This is a genomic window from Acinetobacter sp. TY1, assembly GCF_048551395.1.
Lineage (GTDB): Bacteria > Pseudomonadota > Gammaproteobacteria > Pseudomonadales > Moraxellaceae > Acinetobacter.
In genome coordinates this window covers 22,660-41,287 of sequence record NZ_JBLYZK010000014.1, presented here as the reverse complement: position 1 = coordinate 41,287, position 18,628 = coordinate 22,660, and the positions used below count along the sequence as shown (strand labels likewise).

The following is an 18,628-nucleotide window of genomic DNA, read 5'->3' as shown; positions in this document are numbered from 1 at the left end:
TCTGATACAGCATATTTTCAATAAAATCCTTAAATTAGAATCATCTATATAAGAATATTTAAGCATTACAATGAAAATTATTTTTATTCATGGTATGAATCAACAAACCTATAATGCTGAAAGCTTAAAGCAACATTGGCTTGATATTTTTAAACTTGGTATTAATGAACTCCATCTCCCCGTAAAAATTGAAAACTTAGATATTGCGTTACCTTTTTATGCCGACTTAATCACTGAACACCAATTGAGCAACACTTTTGATTTAGATGCCTTCTTACCCAAATCTCTCTTAAAATTCCACTTACACAAGTGCGTACAAGCCCAACCAAGTGTCGTTACACAATCAACTCGTATTCCAATACTGCCCTACTTCACCCCAAATCAAAATTTAAAACTCTCTACACGCCTATATCTAGGCTCACAACTCGTAAAAGACAAAGCTTTAAAAGAGTTTTCTTTAATTCTTAATAATTTCCCAAAATTACATGAAAGCTTAATTCATAAGTTTTTAATAGAAACCTATTTATATTTAGCAAATACTGAATTTATGAATGAAGTACATCAACGCATTTTAGCCTGCTTAGAAAAAGGCGAAGAATATATTATCGTTTCACACTCACTAGGGACAGTCATTGCATACAATCTCTTGCAACAACTCAATGCTGAATATTGTATACAACGATTTATCACCCTAGGTTCACCACTAGCTTTTAAGGTGATTCAATCAAAATTGATGCAACCAATTACAAGACCAACAAGTTTAAATGGTGATTGGCATAATTTTTATTCACCCGACGATTTTTTAACAACATTCCCATTAATCAACGAACCTTTTAATTTTAATCCCGAAATTATTAACACTTCAATTTCAACTTTTGTAAATTCACCACATAAAATTACAGGCTATCTGCAACACCCTGCAGTCATTCAAAATATTTTAGAATTATTTTTAAACCCAACCCCCAAATAACGTTTTATTTTTAAACGATTATCTATTTTTTGCTACTTTTTTAAACATCTGAACGATATTTCCTATTTTGGCTCAGAAAAAGGTTTGACACATCCCCATATTCACCCTAATATACGCCCACCTCTGAAACGTCCCTATCGTCTAGAGGCCTAGGACATCGCCCTTTCACGGCGGTAACCGGGGTTCGAATCCCCGTAGGGACGCCAATTTAATTGGTATAAAAGTTTCAGATAGTGCCTCACTCTATTGTCCCTATCGTCTAGAGGCCTAGGACATCGCCCTTTCACGGCGGTAACCGGGGTTCGAATCCCCGTAGGGACGCCACATTCAGAATTGAAATTTACTTTTTAATTCAACAAAAAAGCCTGAGCATTGCGATTCAGGTTTTTTTATGTCTTATTGATTTATCTTCTATTCATTTACATGATCAACATGCAATTCTATCGACTTATATTTTCTATTTTTCTTATACAATATACTTTATGATCAAAACTAAATAACTTACAGAATAAAAATACAATGAAACTCAAGTTACATCACCACCCAAACTCTCGCTCACAACGTATCGTTTGGCTGCTTGAAGAATTACAACTTGATTATCAACTTGAAATCCATTCCACGCATACGAAAAATGAAAATGGACAACCGTTAAAATTTCCAACACTCCTGATACAAGATAATGATGCACAAAATCAACTTAGATTTACTGAAACGAGTGCAATTGCTGAATACTTATGTCAAAAACAACAGAAGCTCATTATCCATCCTAACCAACAAGACTATTGGAGCTTTTGTTTTTATCAACATTATGCTGATGCAAGCTTTATGCCCAGTCTTGCCCTCAAACAAGTATTTAGCCAAATAGCTCAGCAAACACCTTGGCTTGTTCGCTTTGTCAGTATTGCCTTTAAAGCTGCATTCAACAAGGGTTATTTAAATCCTAAAATTCAAACACAACTGCAAATACTCAATACATACTTAGAAAAAACCATGCCAAAAATCAAATTTGGCTCACAGGAGAAGATTTTACTTATGCAGATATTCTCTTATGGTTCCCACTACAAGCAAGTGCTTACGCCTCCCCAGACTTTGCACATTACCCTGCACTCGTAAATTATTTACAGCAAATAAAAAGCAGACCTGCCTTTCAAGCATCGCTACAAAAAGGACAATGGTCTGCTGATCTATTTCAAAATTACTGGAAAATTACATCAAAGTAATTTAAACAGCTTGGCAATCAAGCTTAAGCCGATTTACGAGAGTTCACACGCCCCTGAATCACTGCCTTCACATTATTTTTTGCATAACCTAAAAATACTTTAAATGGTGATAATTTTGGATTTGGCTTTTTACCTTCACCAATGGCTTTAAATTGTGCTGCATACCAAATAATTTCCATAATCGCCATTTTATCGACAAAAGAAATACCTGTTTTAATCTGTTCCACAGCATAACGCACATCTTGCCCTGCAATGAGACGATCTGTTAAATCCGTTTCTACAGCCAATGGTCGTGCAATACCAATAAACTCACACGCCCCACTATCCAAAGCAGCATTCATACCTACAACAGTACGGAAACCGCCTGTCACCATCAAATGGCACTTCACTTCTTTACGAATTTTTTCAGCAAAGTCGAGGAAATATGCTTCTCGAGCAATACTACTTTGTTTACGTTTTTCAGCTTTTGCACCTGCCATTGCAGGTGCTTCATAAGTACCACCTGAAATTTCAATGAGATCAATACCAGCAGTATCAATCGCTTTAAACACCTCAACGACTTCTTCTTCGGTAATACCACCACGTTGGAAATCGGCAGAGTTCAATTTTACTGAAATAATAAAATTATCTGAAGTTTCCGCACGGACTGCTTTATAGATTTCCAATAAAAAACGCATACGGTTTTCAATTGAACCACCCCATTGATCATTACGCTTATTCGTCAACGGTGATAAAAACTCACTAATCAAATAACCATGCGCACCATGCAATTGAATACCTTCAAAACCTGCTTTCTCACAAATCACCGCAGACGTTGCAAAACGCTGAATAATGTCGAGAATTTCATCCTCACGCAACTCACGAGGCGTGGCAAAGGTTGTTGCCAACAATGGACTAAAAGGCACAGCAGAAGGCGCAACTGTTTCTTTATTTAACCCTTTAGGACACTGGCGACCTGGATGTGACAATTGAATTAATTGCACCATGCCATATTTCTTACCGATATCTGCCCATTCTTTAAGCTTTACAAGATCACGCTCCGTTTCGATGACGACCACACCCGGCTCATTTTTAGCACGGTAGTCAACCATCACATTGCCTGTAATCGCACAACCCAAACCGCCTTTTGCCCATGCCTCATACAATCCTAAATGCAAATGGTTCGGTTGTCCTGCTTGATTGGCAAGTGCCTCACTCATCGCACCTTTAATGATTCGGTTTTTGAATGTGGTATTTTTAATTTTTAAGGGTTCAGCAATTCGATTCATTATTCTGGCTTCCTTTTAGAGTTTTTACTCTACCTAATTTCGTACTGAGTTTAAAGTTGACAATATTGTTTGTCAAATTGAAAAGTGTAGTATTAATAGAGACTCGCTTTAATCAATCGTTGCGTATATTCATGTAAAGGCTTTTCAAATAACGATTCCGTGTCTTGAAACTCCACCACTTCTGCATCACGTAGTACCATGACTTTCTGACACAAGGCACGTACAACATGTAAATCATGGCTAATCAACAAATAACTCATTTGGTCTTGCAGTTGTAATTTTCTCAATAGACGAATCATTGAACCTTGCGTACTTTGATCCAATGCCGAGGTTGGCTCATCTAAAATAAGTAACTTCGGCTTTAAGACCAATGCCCGAGCCAATGCCACACGCTGTCTTTGCCCACCCGACAATTCACTGGGATAACGCAAACGAAATGCTGTTGAAAGCTCTACACGTTGTAAAACATCATCAATCTGCGCATCAACATCCTGCATTTTTGGATTACGTAATGCTAAACCTTCTGCAATCAACTGTTCCACATTCATGCGAGGATTTAAACTTGAAAATGGATCTTGAAACACAATTTGAAAATCGGCACGTAAAGGACGTAATTTACGCTCTTTAAGTTTATTCAAATCTTGATTGACTAAATAAATCTGACCTGAACTTTCAATCAAACGTGCTACAGCCAAGGCAAGTGATGATTTTCCCGCACCACTTTCACCCACAATGCCAACACTTTCACCTTGCTTAAGACGTAAGTTGAGTGGCTCTACAGCAACCACATAATCTTTGATCCGATTGAGTAAACCTGTCTTTATTGGAAATCTAACCCCAACCTTTTCTAAAGTCAGGATACGTTCTGCATTTTCGGGTAACCCATTGGGTTGTCCATAATCATGATCAAGTAAGTGTTGTGTATAGTCCGATTTAGCATGCTGAAAAATGTCCCGAACTGAACCTTGTTCTTCAATAACACCTTGATGCATCACAATGACATGATTGGCATATCGATGAACAAGATTCAAATCATGGCTAATCAAAATCAATGCCATTTTTTTGTTCAACACCAACAATTGCAATAAATTCAATACATGTGCTTGTGAGGTTACATCTAAAGCCGTCGTCGGCTCATCTGCAATAATAATGTCAGGTTCAGTTGCCAATGCCGCCGCAATCATCACACGCTGACGCTCACCACCTGACAATTCATGCGGATAACGTTTCAATAGAAATCCAGCATCTTCAAGTCCAACATCTTGCAACAATGCAACTGACTTTTTGCGTGCCTGTTCTTGTGTTAAACCCGATAATATTAGTACTTCACCGACAATTTTCTCTACACGATGCAATGGATTGAGTGCTGTCATCGGCTCTTGAAAAATCATTGCAATTCTTTGACCGCGAAGTTGTCTAAGCTCAACATCATTCAGCTGTAAAACATCCTGGACTAGATCTTTATTTGAACTTTGACTTTGATTTAAATCTAGATTGTGATAATTAATCTTTCCCGAGGCTTTCAAGCCATTCGGCAATAAATTCAGTATCGCCAAAGCCGTCAATGATTTACCTGAACCACTTTCTCCTACAATGGCTAATATTTCATTACTATGCAAATCAAAATTTAGGTTCTGTACCAACATTTGTTGTTGATATTGAATACTTAAATGCTGAACTGATAAGAGTTTTTCTTTGATTGGTTCAGCATTTGGTGTACTCACTTGATTTGTTTTAGTGTTGTCGTGGATCGAATGCATCTCGTGCTGCCTCTCCAATATAAATGAGTAAAGAAAGCACCAAAGCCAAAGTAAAAAATCCAGACAATGCTAGCCACGGTGCATTTAAATTATTTTTGCCTTGTAGCAATAACTCACCAATTGATGCTGAACCCGGTGGTAAGCCATAACCAAGAAAATCAAGCGCCGTTAGTGCTGTAATATTTGCAGTCAACATAAATGGAATTTGTGATAATGCCGAACTCATGGCGTTGGGTAAAATATGCCGAAACATAATCACGTGGTCACGTACACCGAGCGCTCGTGCTGCACGAACATAATCCAAATGACGTGCCCGTAAAAATTCAGCACGTACCAAACCAACTAAGGATGACCATCCGAAAAGCAACATAATCACAAAAAGCCAATACACGTTGGGGGTCAAAATACTCACCAAAACCATGACCATAAACAGTGTCGGCAAGCCACCCCAAACTTCAATAATACGCTGCCCAATCAGATCGACCCATCCTCCATAATAGCCTTGAATTGCACCGACACAGATTCCAATCAAAGAGGCAAGTAAGGTCAAACCTAAACCAAAGAGCAAAGACACACGCAAACCGTAGAGTAAACGCGCCAAAACATCTCGTCCTTGATCATCTGTACCGAGCCAATTTTGTGCTGATGGTGCAGAAGGTACAGGTACATCGAGTGCCAAATTAGGCGTTTGATCTGCGTATGGAATCAGTGGCCATATCATCCAACCTTTGGCTTCAACGAGTTGTTGTACAGCAGGATCTTTATAATCAGCTTCAGTTTCAAAAACCCCATCAAATGTTGTTTCAGGGTAAGCTTTAACAATCGGAAAATAATACTGCTGATCATATTTGATCAAAATCGGCTTATCATTAGCGATCCATTGCACAGCCAATGTGGCAATAAAAATCAACATAAATAGGATAAAACAACCAAAACCTAATTTATGCTGTCGAAATCTTTGAAATCGAGCGCTCATTAAAGGTGACATTATTTTGCACCCGAAAGATCAAAGCTAATGCGTGGATCAATAATTTGATACAGCACATCACCCGCTAAACGAATTAACAAACCAACCAAAGTAAAAATAAATAAAGTACCAAAAATGACTGGATAATCTCGTTGTTGAATCGCCTCAAAACCGAGCAAACCTATGCCATCAAGATTAAAAATAATTTCAATAAAAACATTGCCCATCAAAAAAATACCCACTAAAGCTTCGGGTAAACCTGCGATGACAACGAGCATTGCATTGCGAAAGACATGCCCATACAACACACGATTTTCAGACAAGCCTTTTGCGCGCGCAGACACCACATAAGGCTTATGCATTTCTTCTATAAATGAGTATTTGGTCAAATACGTTAAGCTAGCAAAACCGCCCAACAACATCGTCAACAATGGTAAAGCCATATGCCAAAAGTAATCGGTAATTTTTCCAATCAAGCTTAGGGATGCAAAATTTTCAGAGACTAAACCCTGTAGCGGAAACCATTGAAAATATGATCCACCTGCAAAAAATACAATCAGTAAGACCGCAAAGACAAAGACCGGCACTGCATAGCCCACTGCAAGCAGTAAAGATGTTGTACGATCAAATACCGTACCATGTAAGCGTGCTTTACGAATACCAAGTGGAATAGAAATCAGATAAATCAGCAAGGTACTCCACAGTCCAAGCGATATGGTCACAGGCATTTTCTCCATAATCAATGCCGTGACCGTTTTATCCTTAAAAAAACTCGTACCAAAATCAAAATGCATGTAGCCTTTTAACATCAGCCAAAAGCGTTCATGCATCGGTTTATCGAAGCCATATTGCGCTTCAATTTTAGCGATCATGTCATCACTTAACCCCTGCCCACCACGATAATGGCTATCACTGATACCACTCAAAGTACCTTGTTGTGCCATTCCTTGAAAATTTTCAGCCTGATGAACAGCTTGCTCCACAGGTCCACCGGGTGCAATTTGAATCACCACAAAATTAATCAATAATATTGCCAACAATGTCGGAATAATCAACAGTAGTCTTTTTAAAATATATTGACTCATAATGACCTACTTTGCATGGTTTCGTATCAAGACATCACCTGATGATAGATTCAACGTATAGCTGACTTAATTTATGGTTTACGCAGATAACGGCTCACTTTTTGAGCCTGCATCGCATCGACCCACCAATAATCAAGCCCAATAGACAGTCGCGCTTGCCGACTTGGTTGCTGATAGATATTCCAATACGCCAACCATGTCTTATCTTTTGCCCCAGTGAGAATTTGATAATAGCCCGAACGTAACAAACGATCGAGAATTTTAGTTTGAATAATCAATTGTTGCCGATTCGGTGCATCAATCACCTCTTGTATCGCTTGATCAATCACGGCGTTACGAATACCTGCATAATTGTAATTACCGACCTCATTTGCAGCATGACTACCCCACATCTGCATCTGCTCATTACCAGGCGTCAACGATTGTGGCATTTCATTCATGGTCATATCAAAATCGGCTTTACGTTTCCGTTCCAAATATTGAGGGACATCAACCTGACGAATACTGACTGAAATTCCTAACTTCTTCAAATTGCGTACAAATGGAATAACACTCTGTTGAGGTTTTTCAGGATCAAGTAAAAATTCGATACGAATGGGTTTATTTTTCAGGTCGAGTAATAATCCATTGTGATAACGATAACCTGCCTTAAGCAAAATCTGTCGAGCTTCAAGTAAGTTTTTACGGTTAAAACCACTTGCATCACTTACAGGCGCTTTCCATTCTGCAAGTACAGCCTGACGTTGTACAGGATTCAGACGAGGCAAAATAGGTTTTAAAAATAACATTTCAGCAGGGCTAGGCGTACCTGTTGCTGCTAATTCACTATTTTGAAAATAACTTTGTAGCCTTTGATATTGACCATAAAACAACGCCTTATTCATCCATTCAAAATCATAGGCATAACTGATTGCCTGACGAAAATGAATATCATTGAATGGACTGCGACGATTATTCATCACAAAAGTCTGCGTTGCGACAGGTTTGGCTGTTTTGATTGCCAATTTTTTTACCATGCCTGCTGTTACCGCAGGAAAGTTGTAGCCTGTGACCCACGTTCGTGTAAATAACTCTTCATGCAAAGTGTATTGCCCCGATTTAAATCCCTCAAAGGCAACCTCGTTATTACGATAATACACATAAGTCAATGTATCAAAATTATAGCGCCCCATATTGACAGGCAAAGTACGCCCCCAATAATTAGGGTTACGCTTATAGCGAATACTGCGCCCGGCATCAATACGATCTATCACATAAGGTCCTGAACCTAAAATCGGTTGCAAAGTCGCTTTACTAAAATCACGTTTTTTCCACTCTGCACTCGAATAAATTGGCAAAGTCGCAATAATCCGCGGCATTTCAACATTTTTATTATTTTTAAAAGTCATTTTCACTGTATATTTTGAGATGACTTCGGTTTTCAATAAGTCAGATAAATACATCTGCAAGCCCAAATTCGATTTTTGCTGATATAAATCAAAAGTATACTTCACATCTTCAGCCGTCAATGCCATGCTATTACTAAAACGTGCTTGAGGATTTAAATGAAAAATAATGTCTTTAGGTTGATTGACATCAAAAGTTACACGCTCCGCCAATAGCGGGTACAAAACACCCGGTTCATCTAATGATGGATCCATCAAAGTATCAAATAAATAATTAACACCCTGCGTTTCAGTACCTCGCCCATTCATACTGTTTAAATTGTCAAAAGTTCCCTGACTCGCTCGGCTCAGTGCTCCACCTTTGGGCGCAGTCGCATTGGCATAAGGCATAACTTTAAGATGTGTATATTTCGGCTGCGTGTGCGTGGCAATATAAGGCATAGTCTGCACAGCTGACCATGTCAATGGACTTAATAGTGCAAGGAATATACCTAGCATATATTTAACATCCTGTTGCCTTAAACCACACATTTGCATCAACTGGGTTTCCTTTTCCTTATATAAACAAATACAGCGCATTTCAAATGCGCTGTATTTTGAGCTTTATTTCAGATGTTGTGAATAGATCATTCACTCAATTCGGGACTTTAATTACTGCGCCTAAACGTAAAGGTGAATTTGGCTTCAAATCATTCATTTCAGCCAAAGTACTCACATCCATATTATATTTTGAAGCAAGACGGATCAGTGAGTCACCACTACGAACTTTATATTCAGTCACCGTTTTTGGTACTAAAATTTGCTGTCCACGCTGTAACCCTGCTTTAGCATTCAGGTCATTCAACTGTGCAAGTTGTTGTACAGGTATTCCCGTACGACTCGCAATAGCATTCAGTGAATCTCCCGCTTTTACTGTATACGCTTCAGTATTTTTACCTGCAACTTTTGAACTACTTTTTGCATTGGTTATTACTTCCTCTTTGTCTTTAGCCACTGCGGATTTATTGGGTAATTCCCCATCAGTTTTAAGGCGTTGCCCAACCTGAATTTGAGCTGTACGAGATAGACCATTTAAATCAGCGAGAAAATTTAACTGTAAATGATACTTTTTCGCCACACTTGCAAGTGTATCACCCGATTTCACCACATAAATATCGCTCAGTTTTTCTTGCTTCGCTTTATCTTGTTTTGTACTGTCTTGTGTCGTCTTATCTTGTGTAACTTTTTCCTGTTTCGCTACTGTTTTAGAATGACCATCATCATTCAATTTAAGCTTCTGCCCAACAAATAAACCCGCATTGGTATTGATATTATTCCAATCGGCAACTTGACTTACAGACAAATTATACTTTGCCGCTACCGCAATCAGACTATCACCCGACTGCACGGTATAACTGTCAGGCGTTACACTTCCTGCCGGAATTTTGAGTGTTTGACCCGCCATCAAACCTTTAGAGGTTGATAGATTATTTAAATCGGCAAGTTCAGATAATGTCATTTTAGACTGCATCGCAATACTTGAAAGCGTGTCACCACTTTGAACTTTATAACTTTCCGTTTTGAGCTGTGTGGTTTTATATTCGCTATCGGCTTTGACATCTTTAAACTTGGTCTGATCGACCACTTTAGATTCAAGTTTAGCTGTACTGTCTTTCGCGACCTCATTTAAAGGAACATTAATTTTTTGCCCAACCATCAAGCTACTGTTTGCAGATAGTCCCGATGTTAAGTCAGCAAGTTCTTGATTAGACAATGCATAACGATCTGCAATGAGTTTTAAATATTCACCACGTTGTACGGTGTAAGTTTTGGTCTTAATTTTAGCTGCTTGTTTAGTCGAATGTGTCTCATTTGTCTGAGCTTTTGTCGGCTCTGCTTTTTTAGCAGATGCAACAAGATTTAACTTCTGCCCAACCAATAAGTTACTTGTAACCGTCAAGTTATTCATATTGGCTAAATCAGAAACACTTAATCCAAATTGCTCAGCAACGCCTGTCAGACTATCATTGGGTTTAACCACATAAGAGCTTAACTTCGGATCAACTTTCTTAATGACTTCCGAAGTATCTACTTGTGGTTTTGCATCATATAAATATAGCGTTGTTCCCACATACAGTGTTGTACTTGGATCGACTTGGTTCCATTTGGCAACATCACGCCAGTTCACACCATTTTTTAATGCAATAGTTGCTAAAGTATCTCCAGGTAAAACAATATAAGTACTGCGTTTTCCTTTTGGTGGCACGACAACCACATCACTATCTGTTTTAGTGAACGTTTTACCTTGATTTAGCTTCGCTTCTTCAGGTGTTACTACATTTGCTTCTGCTAAACCTTTCGGGTAAGCAAAACCAACTGTAACTTCCTGACCTTTTTGCTGTGCAACCGACTGACTTGTTTGAATTGCTGTGAGCTTAATTTTGCCATCAGCAGGATCAACGACTTCCGTACCTTGTGGTGCAAGTGCTGTCAGTTCACGTACCACCGCTTCTCTTTCAGCTTGAGTTGGCTGTGGTTCAAGAACTTGTTTAACAGACTCTTTCAAGCCTTCAGCTTTCACAGCTTCCTGGATTTGCTTTATTTCTTGACTTGAAATCGGTGGCTCAACTCTCACCGGTTGAATATTTTTCGCTTGCGTTACAGCAACAGGAATACGTGGCGCACTCGGAATATCAGCATTAGTTGCAAAATTTGCTAAAGCATTAGCACCCTGAGGAGTATTTTTTAAAGTTGTAATGGCGTTTGTTGTTATCGGGTTGGTTGGGGCTGTTGTTGTCGCAGGGCGTGTCGTCACACTAGCTGTCGTCGATGAGTTCAATGACGGAGGTGTCATTTTTGAAGGCGTAATTGTTTGTGTCAATGTGTTTGATGACTGCGTGGTCGCTGTAGGTACAGACGTTGCCCACAATCCTCCTGATGATGCGGACAATGTACGTAATTTTGCATCGACTGAAGGATTAACATCAGCAGGAATTAAAATACGCATTGTGCTTGATGCATCGACCACTTCACCACGATGACCAGGATTTAATTGATACAACTCAGCACGGCTTAAACCAACACTCGCAGCAATCTGATTTAGGGATGATCCCGGTGCAACTGCTACTTCACGGAAATGCGGACGGTTAGCAATAGGTGGTAAACTCACCCCATAATTTGAGGGTGTTTTAATAATTTGTGCAACTGCCAAGAAACGTGGTACATAATTCATGGTTTCTTGTGGTAATTTTAAAGACCAATAATCAGTTGGCAAACCTGCCGCTTGATTTCGGTTAATCGCCTGTTGAATTCGTCCTGGTCCCGCATTATAAGCCGCAAGTGCTAGCTCCCATGAACCAAACTGATTGTATAAACTACCTAAAAACTCATAGGCTGCACGTGTTGATTCAACAACATCACGCCGACCATCATAAGCCGTATTTTGTTTTAAGCCGTAAATCTTTCCTGTACTGGGAATAAACTGCCACATCCCTGCAGCCGCTGCACTACTCGTTGCAGCTGGATCATACGAACTTTCAATGACTGGGAGTAATGCCAGCTCAGTCGGTAAACCACGACGCTCTGCTTCTTTTACCGTGTGATACAAATAACGACTCGCTCGTGCGCTTAAACGATCGATATAAGGCTGACGTGAAATAAACCAACTACGCTGTGCTTCAATACGAGAATCCCAACGATTTTCATCCATTTTAAAACCCACTGTCATGCGCTTCCACACATCACCATGTTTTAAAATCAAGAGACGATCACCCTCTACTGCACGCATATCGGTTGCAGAAAGTAAGTCTTCAAGTGAATCTAAACTATTGGCATCCAACATTCCTAACTGTTTGGAAGATTGGACTTTGCCTGTATTTGGGGTTGAGGAACAACCTGTCGCTAAACCTAATGCTGCCAATGCAGACGTTAAAAGCGAAAATTTGAAAATATTTGGAGCAGAGGGCTGCCACACTGCTGTGGTTGGTTTAGACATACAGGATTCCGAACAACGCATAGTAAATTATTTTATAAAAGCCATTTTAATTGAGCACCCAATACAAACAAGGCACGAAGTGCATGCAATTTGCATATAAATGTTACAAGAAATTAAAAAAAACCGAGATCGGGCACTGAAATCGCCGATTTGCGTATACAATAAATTCTTCAACCCCGATGTTCAACTCTTAAATTTAATTCGTTGGTCCAAACTATGTCTGAAACAATTACGCTTTATGTCGATGGTGCATGTAAAGGCAATCCTGGCTTAGGGGGGTGGGGTGCGTATATCATTACTGAAACAGCAGAGCATAAATTGTGTGGTGGCGAAGTTGAAACTACCAATAATCGTATGGAGTTGACCGCTGCCATTGAAGGAATTGCATTTTGCCCGACCAACGCAAAACTCATCTTATGGACAGATTCTAACTATGTAAAACGTGGCATTACCGAATGGATTCAGGGTTGGAAAAAGAAAAATTGGAAAGATGTTAAAAATCCCGATCTTTGGAAAAAGTTAGACCAAACTTGCCAAGGTCGTGACATTGAATGGAATTGGATTAAAGGTCATGCAGGTCATCCAGGCAATGAAATGGCAGATCAATTGGCAAATTTAGGCGTAGAAAAAACCGTAGAACAAATGAAAAAAGGTGGTTTAACACAATCCATTTTACCAAGTACCTTAGTCTCAAGCATTGAAACTGTCCCATCTGAGCAAGCAAGTGTTGACGCTAAAAAAAAAGCTGAGCAAGATTGGTTACTCGACGATCCCTTCGGCTTCGATTTGATGGAATCCGAACCTGAGGAAGAGTTATCCAATAATGATAATACAGAAATAGAAACACATACATCAATTGAATTTGATGGTGTTACGCATACCCATACGATGAATACTCACGCTGCAACAACAGAACACCCCCCATCAAGTATTCAACATAATATGACTGACATTCAACCAACAACGACAATAAAGAATATGACCGAGTTACATCCGCAAATTGTGATTACCCCTGCGACAAAAAATTTACAAGGAACTCGCCAACTCATTTTAGATACGGAAACTACAGGTTTCTATTTTCAAGATACTGACCGTATTATTGAGGTCGGTGCAATTGAAATGATCAATCGCAAGCTGACAGGCAGTTCAATTCATATTTATATTAATCCTGGTAAAGAAGTCGGTGACTCTGAACGAATCCATGGTATTACGGATGAGTTTTTAACAGATAAACCAAAATATGATGAAATTGCACAAGGTTTATTTGACTATTTAAAAGGTGCAGAAATCATCGCGCATAACGCAACCTTCGATATGAACTTCCTTGATATGGAGTTTAAACGTAGTGGTTTGCAGGCGTTATCGGAGGTTTGTGAAGTCACAGACACTCTTGCGATGGCGAAAAGTAAACATCCGGGACAGAAAAACTCATTAGATGCTTTAGTGCGCCGTTATGAGATTCCACAACGTGATCGTACGTTCCATGGTGCATTACTCGATGCTGAAATTTTAGCTGACGTTTATCTTGCAATGACAGGTGGACAGGTTTTATTAGACATTGATGCCCTCTCATCAAATCAAAATAATATGGAGCTTCAAGGTGAACGTAGAAATATTGATGTTTCTCTTTCTGTCATTACACCATCAACTGAAGAGCTTGAAGCACATGAGAACTGGATCAAAGAATTCCAAGAAAAACAGCATGAACCTTGCCTTTTTGCCAAATAAAATTTATTTTAACTGTGTATTTCTTCTGTAAAAGCTACAGACTTCAGTTATATTAAAACATAGAACAAATCCGTCTCATTTTGAGACTACAACAGAACATTTAAAGACTTAGGAAAGGTGCAGATCGATGTCTTACCAAACCTCAATACATTTTGACCCGACAGCATTATTAATAATTAAAAAGGAAGTCGACAATTCAATCCAATTGGTTGAATCTGCGGTCAGCAGTTTGGTCGAAGATCAAGCGTTGCCTTTTGGGATTGATGATGCATTAGCTCAATTTGAACAATGCGCTCAAGTACTCATGTTAATTGATATGCCAAGCCTTGCGCAAATTACAGCATACTGTGCAGAGCTCATGCGTAAAATCATGAAAGACCCTCGTGATATTCAAACACAGGATGTGATTGCACTGAGCGAAGGTACGACCATGCTGAAGCGTTATATCGAATTCAGTAGTTTACGCGAAGTTAAAGTTCCACAATTTTTAATTGATACGCTGAACCGCTTAGAGGTCTGTCTAGACAAACCGCTGACCCAAGAAGGTCAAGCTATAGTACCGCTACTTGATTGTATCAACCCTGGATTTAACTTACCTCAAGCACCTGAACTCGAAAAATCAGACTATGTGCATAAACTCTACAAAATCAGCCTCAAGAACTTACTTAAGCAAACTGAAACAAAGCTTGATTTACAAGGCATTAAATTGGTCGGTGCATATTTAGCCAACCTTTCTACTTCAACCCCATCAGCGCAATATTGGAATTTAGTTTACGTTGCATTCAATCAAATTGATGAATTGATTATAAATCAAGCACGTTTAAGAACATTTATTTCTATTGAAACGCAAATGGCGAATTTCTTTAAAGATACAGCACATTACACACCAGAATTAAATGATGTTGCGAACGTTCTCAGTCTTTGTATTAGCCAAGATGATGAAACCTCACAAAGTATTCGTGAACAACTTCATGTCGGTGAAGACATTTTGTCAGATGCTCAACTTCAAGTGTTTAGCCGCCATTTGTATGGTCCTGATCAAAACACCATTCACAGTGTAAGTAGTTTAGTCACTGAAGAAATGGCGCAAATCAGAAATGATATTGAATATAATTATCAGAATATGACTGAAGAAAAAGCACAAGAATTGAAAACTAAACTGCTTGATCTTGCTCATGTATTTAAAGTTTTAAATCTCAATGAAGCCTATATTGAATTAAAACAACAAGCTGATTTGCTGACTCAGTCCAATATGATCCAAAATGAGAACTATGCTCAGCAGTTGATGAATAGCATTTTGTCGGCAATGAATTCTATTGGTATTTTAGAGCGTAATTACAGTTCTAGCCGTTTACAGCTCCGTGTCAACAATATGAATATTTCACTTGATCGTCTTGATGAAGCACATGATATGCTTTTAACAGAGTCAAAAGTCCTGATCGATTTAAGTAGTCAAGCTTTGGTGACACAAATCAAAGATACTGAAAATGCCAACTTAGAAACAATTCCATCGCAACTCAAAGAAGTGAGTGGTGCATTATTATTTTTAGGTCAAAAAGAAGGTCATAAAGCTCTAATGCAAAGTGCTGAATTTTTACAGCAACAGCTTCAAAGCGAGCAAGTACCTAATACTGCACAAATCAATATCATTTTAGATGTTCTTGCGAGCGCAGATATGATGATTGATAATTTACAAAATAAACAACCTGTTCTTCAGTCTATGTTTGATGTCGCTTTACGTGGCAGTGAACAACTCAAATTGGTGGCGTAAATGTCAGAACTTTCACTTGCCTATATTTTTCATCGTCAACAATTATTAGTCGATGTGAACTTTCAACTGCCTCAAGTTGAAAAAATAGCAAGTGATTTGATTTTCAATGCGGGTGATCAAGTGATTGCCCGTGACTTACGTGCCGATGAAAGCATTCCTGAAGGCTTTCAATTGGTTTCTATTCGACAACTCATCAGTCAATGGACGAAAAGCCAATTTGAATCTGCAAGTCGTGCTGTACAACTTTTAGAATGGCGTCGTAACCATAAATTTTGTAGTCACTGCGGACATACGACAGAAATCCATCCAACTGAATATGCAATGGTTTGTCCTGCTTGTAATTATCATCAATACCCACGTGTTCAACCGTGTATTATCACAGTGATTACGCGTGGCGATGATGAAGTCCTACTCGCAAAAAATGCAAAAAATACGAGCAATATGTATGGTCTCATTGCAGGTTTTGTCGAAGTCGGTGAAACGCTAGAAGAAGCTGTACAGCGTGAAACTTTAGAAGAAGTCGGCATCAAAGTTAAAAATGTGCAGTACTTGGCAAGTCAACCTTGGCCATTTCCAAGCAATCTAATGCTTGCATTTAAAGCAGAATATGAAAGCGGTGAAATTGTATTACAGGAAGAAGAAATCAGTGATGCAGAGTTTTTCAAATTTGACCAACTCCCTGAAATTCCATTTGCAGGCAGTATTGCACATTCAATGATTCAACATGTCATTCACGGTAATCAGATGCCTGATTAAGCATATGAATCTATGCAGATTAATATTGTAATAAAAAAAGATGCTAAGGCATCTTTTTTTATTTTAAGGCTTTAAGTTTAAATCATGTTTTTTAACGGCTGATGTCTTTTAAAAAACACGCTACTCAATCATTCTTCATTGCTGAATCAAGTGCCTTGATCACAGCAGAGCGTGTTTGAAAGAAACGACTAAAGATGCTCGAAACACTACCCATAATCGACACATGCCCTGTTTTTGGAATAATCCGGACAACGCAATGATTACCCTGCTCTAGCAGTTTCTGTTGAAAATCATAGCTATTCTTTGGCTTCACCAATTGGTCATTTTCCGCCAAAAATAAATAGTGCTGAATATCATTTTTTTCCACAAAATAATATGGCATCACTTGTTGATAAGGCACTTGCTGATCAAATGCAGGTTCAGCCAATGGGTCACCTTTATAGTCAAAATGGTATGGCCCTGCGATACCAATCACCGTTTTAATTTTTTGACGAACATGACTTCCAAAATTCTGTGGATTATAAAGTAAGGACGTAACATTAAACGCCCCTGCAGAGTGCCCCATCAAGGCAATTTTCGTAGTTGAAACAGCCAATTTTTGTTGTTGCTGATCGAGAAACTCAAGTGCCAAAGCCAAGTCATCAACATAACGTGGAAACTTATGCTGTGGTGCGAGATGGTAATTAATTACGGCAACATCATAACCAAAACGAGCAAATGCCTCACCAACAAACCGATAATCTCGTTTATCACCATGACACCATGCACCACCATGTACAAAAACAATCAGCGGTCTATTTTGTCCTTGCTCAGAAAGATACAAATCTAAGCGCTGACGTGCTTTTAATCCATAGGCAATGTTATGCTGAACCCGATAGCCTTTACTTGGAGTAAAACGATTAATTGCGGTACTACCGAAATCATAAATACGAAATCCCTCATAAGCATCTCGTAAATACGTATACTTTTGACCAAACTGTTGCTGTAAATACTGTATTGGATTAAACATAACTTATTGGACATTCGCTTCAGGTTCAACAGCATCAGGATCAATGGCTACAGGGGTCTGAATCATAGGTTGTGCAAGAGCCCCCCCTGTTGACGATACAAATGATGATGCTTGGTTAGCATTATTCTCATCTACATTATCAATGAGCGTTACGATTTTTGTCACATTGCCAATTTTTTGTAGTACATCATTTAAATCATTCGATTCAGCCGTATTTAAGCGACCTAACACATACAACACGCCATCTTCCGTATGAATCATAACCTTATTGTCAGAAACAATAGGCGCTTTCATAATTAAACCACGTGTATTTGCAGTAACAGTCGTGTCTTGCATAATCGTGTTGTAGCTAATTTGATCACCAACTGTAATATAGTTATGTACAGTTTTTACATCACTCATTGAGCGTACATTGTCCTCGGCAAGTTGTTTTAAATGCGCATCAGGTACCTGACCTGTCAGTAAAACATTACTGTGAAAACTATTGATATTTACACGTGACTGTTTAAAGCGACTGTCTAATTTATATAAATTAATTTTTGCCGTACGATCAATTGAAGAATCAATAAATACTTGTCCTAGAGATCTCACACCACTGTCCGTACCCACAGGTGCTGAACCTGTACCACCCGCAATAAAGCTGGCACAACCTGATAAACTCACAACACAAAGCATGGTCATTACTATTTTATTCAACACTCAGCAAGACTCCTTCAATTCTATATCTCTTTGTTTT

At 38.8% G+C, this 18,628-nt stretch carries 14 protein-coding genes and 2 tRNA genes; 8 read left to right on the top strand and 8 right to left on the bottom strand.

Features of this window, described 5'->3' with window-relative positions:
- Positions 1-70 precede the first annotated feature (70 nt).
- The 5 genes from ACK2M2_RS09935 (at position 71) to ACK2M2_RS09915 (ending at position 2,190) form a co-directional block, all read left to right on the top strand.
- Positions 71-970, top strand: a complete 900-nt coding sequence (locus ACK2M2_RS09935) for a hypothetical protein (protein ID WP_419347966.1) — start codon at positions 71-73, stop codon at positions 968-970.
- A 130-nt stretch (positions 971-1,100) separates the two neighbouring features.
- A tRNA-Glu gene (locus ACK2M2_RS09930) sits at positions 1,101-1,176 on the top strand.
- A 42-nt stretch (positions 1,177-1,218) separates the two neighbouring features.
- A tRNA-Glu gene (locus ACK2M2_RS09925) sits at positions 1,219-1,294 on the top strand.
- A 195-nt stretch (positions 1,295-1,489) separates the two neighbouring features.
- Positions 1,490-2,083 carry a glutathione S-transferase gene (locus ACK2M2_RS09920; RefSeq protein ID WP_409511051.1) on the top strand — a complete coding sequence of 198 codons (594 nt, stop codon included), beginning with the start codon at positions 1,490-1,492 and terminating at the stop codon, positions 2,081-2,083.
- The gene (locus ACK2M2_RS09915; protein ID WP_409511084.1) at positions 2,011-2,190 is read left to right on the top strand and encodes a hypothetical protein; all 180 of its coding nucleotides are present in this window, start codon (positions 2,011-2,013) and stop codon (positions 2,188-2,190) included. The genes ACK2M2_RS09920 and ACK2M2_RS09915 overlap by 73 nt, the downstream gene beginning before the upstream one ends.
- Before the next feature lie 23 nt (positions 2,191-2,213).
- On the opposite strand, the gene ACK2M2_RS09910 is transcribed toward ACK2M2_RS09915, so the two are convergent.
- The 6 genes from ACK2M2_RS09910 to ACK2M2_RS09885 all read right to left on the bottom strand — a co-directional run bounded on the left by ACK2M2_RS09910 (position 2,214) and on the right by ACK2M2_RS09885 (position 12,628).
- Complete coding sequence (locus tag ACK2M2_RS09910) at positions 2,214-3,458, bottom strand: NADH:flavin oxidoreductase/NADH oxidase family protein (protein WP_419347963.1); 1,245 nt, start codon at positions 3,456-3,458, stop codon at positions 2,214-2,216.
- 92 nt (positions 3,459-3,550) lie between these two features.
- Positions 3,551-5,218, bottom strand: a complete 1,668-nt coding sequence (locus ACK2M2_RS09905) for an ATP-binding cassette domain-containing protein (RefSeq protein ID WP_419347960.1) — start codon at positions 5,216-5,218, stop codon at positions 3,551-3,553.
- The gene (locus ACK2M2_RS09900; RefSeq protein ID WP_419347957.1) at positions 5,193-6,206 is read right to left on the bottom strand and encodes an ABC transporter permease; all 1,014 of its coding nucleotides are present in this window, start codon (positions 6,204-6,206) and stop codon (positions 5,193-5,195) included. The genes ACK2M2_RS09905 and ACK2M2_RS09900 overlap by 26 nt, the downstream gene beginning before the upstream one ends.
- On the bottom strand, positions 6,206-7,270 hold the full coding sequence (locus ACK2M2_RS09895; protein ID WP_419347956.1) for a microcin C ABC transporter permease YejB: 1,065 nt from the start codon (positions 7,268-7,270) through the stop codon (positions 6,206-6,208). The genes ACK2M2_RS09900 and ACK2M2_RS09895 overlap by 1 nt, the downstream gene beginning before the upstream one ends.
- A 71-nt stretch (positions 7,271-7,341) precedes the next feature.
- Positions 7,342-9,153, bottom strand: a complete 1,812-nt coding sequence (locus ACK2M2_RS09890; protein ID WP_419347954.1) for an extracellular solute-binding protein — start codon at positions 9,151-9,153, stop codon at positions 7,342-7,344.
- A gap of 136 nt (positions 9,154-9,289) precedes the next feature.
- Complete coding sequence (locus ACK2M2_RS09885) at positions 9,290-12,628, bottom strand: LysM peptidoglycan-binding domain-containing protein (RefSeq protein WP_419347951.1); 3,339 nt, start codon at positions 12,626-12,628, stop codon at positions 9,290-9,292.
- 216 nt (positions 12,629-12,844) lie between these two features.
- Here ACK2M2_RS09885 and dnaQ point away from each other — a divergent pair, with 216 nt between their 5' ends.
- The 3 genes from dnaQ to nudC all read left to right on the top strand — a co-directional run bounded on the left by dnaQ (position 12,845) and on the right by nudC (position 16,883).
- Positions 12,845-14,356 carry a DNA polymerase III subunit epsilon gene (gene dnaQ, locus ACK2M2_RS09880; protein WP_419347950.1) on the top strand — a complete coding sequence of 504 codons (1,512 nt, stop codon included), beginning with the start codon at positions 12,845-12,847 and terminating at the stop codon, positions 14,354-14,356.
- Between the two features lie 127 nt (positions 14,357-14,483).
- Positions 14,484-16,127, top strand: a complete 1,644-nt coding sequence (locus ACK2M2_RS09875; protein WP_419347948.1) for a chemotaxis protein — start codon at positions 14,484-14,486, stop codon at positions 16,125-16,127.
- A complete protein-coding gene (gene nudC / locus ACK2M2_RS09870; protein WP_419347945.1) occupies positions 16,128-16,883 on the top strand; it encodes an NAD(+) diphosphatase in 756 nt (251 codons plus the stop codon).
- Positions 16,884-17,007: 124 nt separating this feature from the next.
- On the opposite strand, the gene ACK2M2_RS09865 is transcribed toward nudC, so the two are convergent.
- Both ACK2M2_RS09865 and ACK2M2_RS09860 read right to left on the bottom strand, forming a co-directional pair.
- The gene (locus ACK2M2_RS09865) at positions 17,008-17,892 is read right to left on the bottom strand and encodes an alpha/beta hydrolase (RefSeq protein ID WP_419347942.1); all 885 of its coding nucleotides are present in this window, start codon (positions 17,890-17,892) and stop codon (positions 17,008-17,010) included.
- A 3-nt stretch (positions 17,893-17,895) separates the two neighbouring features.
- Positions 17,896-18,591, bottom strand: a complete 696-nt coding sequence (locus tag ACK2M2_RS09860) for a BON domain-containing protein (RefSeq protein ID WP_419347939.1) — start codon at positions 18,589-18,591, stop codon at positions 17,896-17,898.
- Positions 18,592-18,628 lie beyond the last annotated feature (37 nt).

Bases quoted from the DNA above. Each gene is read 5' to 3' on its own strand.
- ACK2M2_RS09900 (WP_419347957.1), bottom strand. From the start codon at position 6,206: ATGTCACCTTTAATGAGCGCTCGATTTCAAAGATTTCGACAGCATAAA.
- ACK2M2_RS09865 (WP_419347942.1), bottom strand. From the start codon at position 17,892: ATGTTTAATCCAATACAGTATTTACAGCAACAGTTTGGTCAAAAGTAT.
- ACK2M2_RS09910 (WP_419347963.1), bottom strand. From the start codon at position 3,458: ATGAATCGAATTGCTGAACCCTTAAAAATTAAAAATACCACATTCAAA.
- ACK2M2_RS09905 (WP_419347960.1), bottom strand. From the start codon at position 5,218: ATGCATTCGATCCACGACAACACTAAAACAAATCAAGTGAGTACACCA.
- ACK2M2_RS09895 (WP_419347956.1), bottom strand. From the start codon at position 7,270: ATGAGTCAATATATTTTAAAAAGACTACTGTTGATTATTCCGACATTG.
- ACK2M2_RS09920 (WP_409511051.1), top strand. From the start codon at position 1,490: ATGAAACTCAAGTTACATCACCACCCAAACTCTCGCTCACAACGTATC.
- ACK2M2_RS09890 (WP_419347954.1), bottom strand. From the start codon at position 9,153: ATGCTAGGTATATTCCTTGCACTATTAAGTCCATTGACATGGTCAGCT.
- ACK2M2_RS09885 (WP_419347951.1), bottom strand. From the start codon at position 12,628: ATGTCTAAACCAACCACAGCAGTGTGGCAGCCCTCTGCTCCAAATATT.
- ACK2M2_RS09935 (WP_419347966.1), top strand. From the start codon at position 71: ATGAAAATTATTTTTATTCATGGTATGAATCAACAAACCTATAATGCT.
- ACK2M2_RS09875 (WP_419347948.1), top strand. From the start codon at position 14,484: ATGTCTTACCAAACCTCAATACATTTTGACCCGACAGCATTATTAATA.
- nudC (WP_419347945.1), top strand. From the start codon at position 16,128: ATGTCAGAACTTTCACTTGCCTATATTTTTCATCGTCAACAATTATTA.
- dnaQ (WP_419347950.1), top strand. From the start codon at position 12,845: ATGTCTGAAACAATTACGCTTTATGTCGATGGTGCATGTAAAGGCAAT.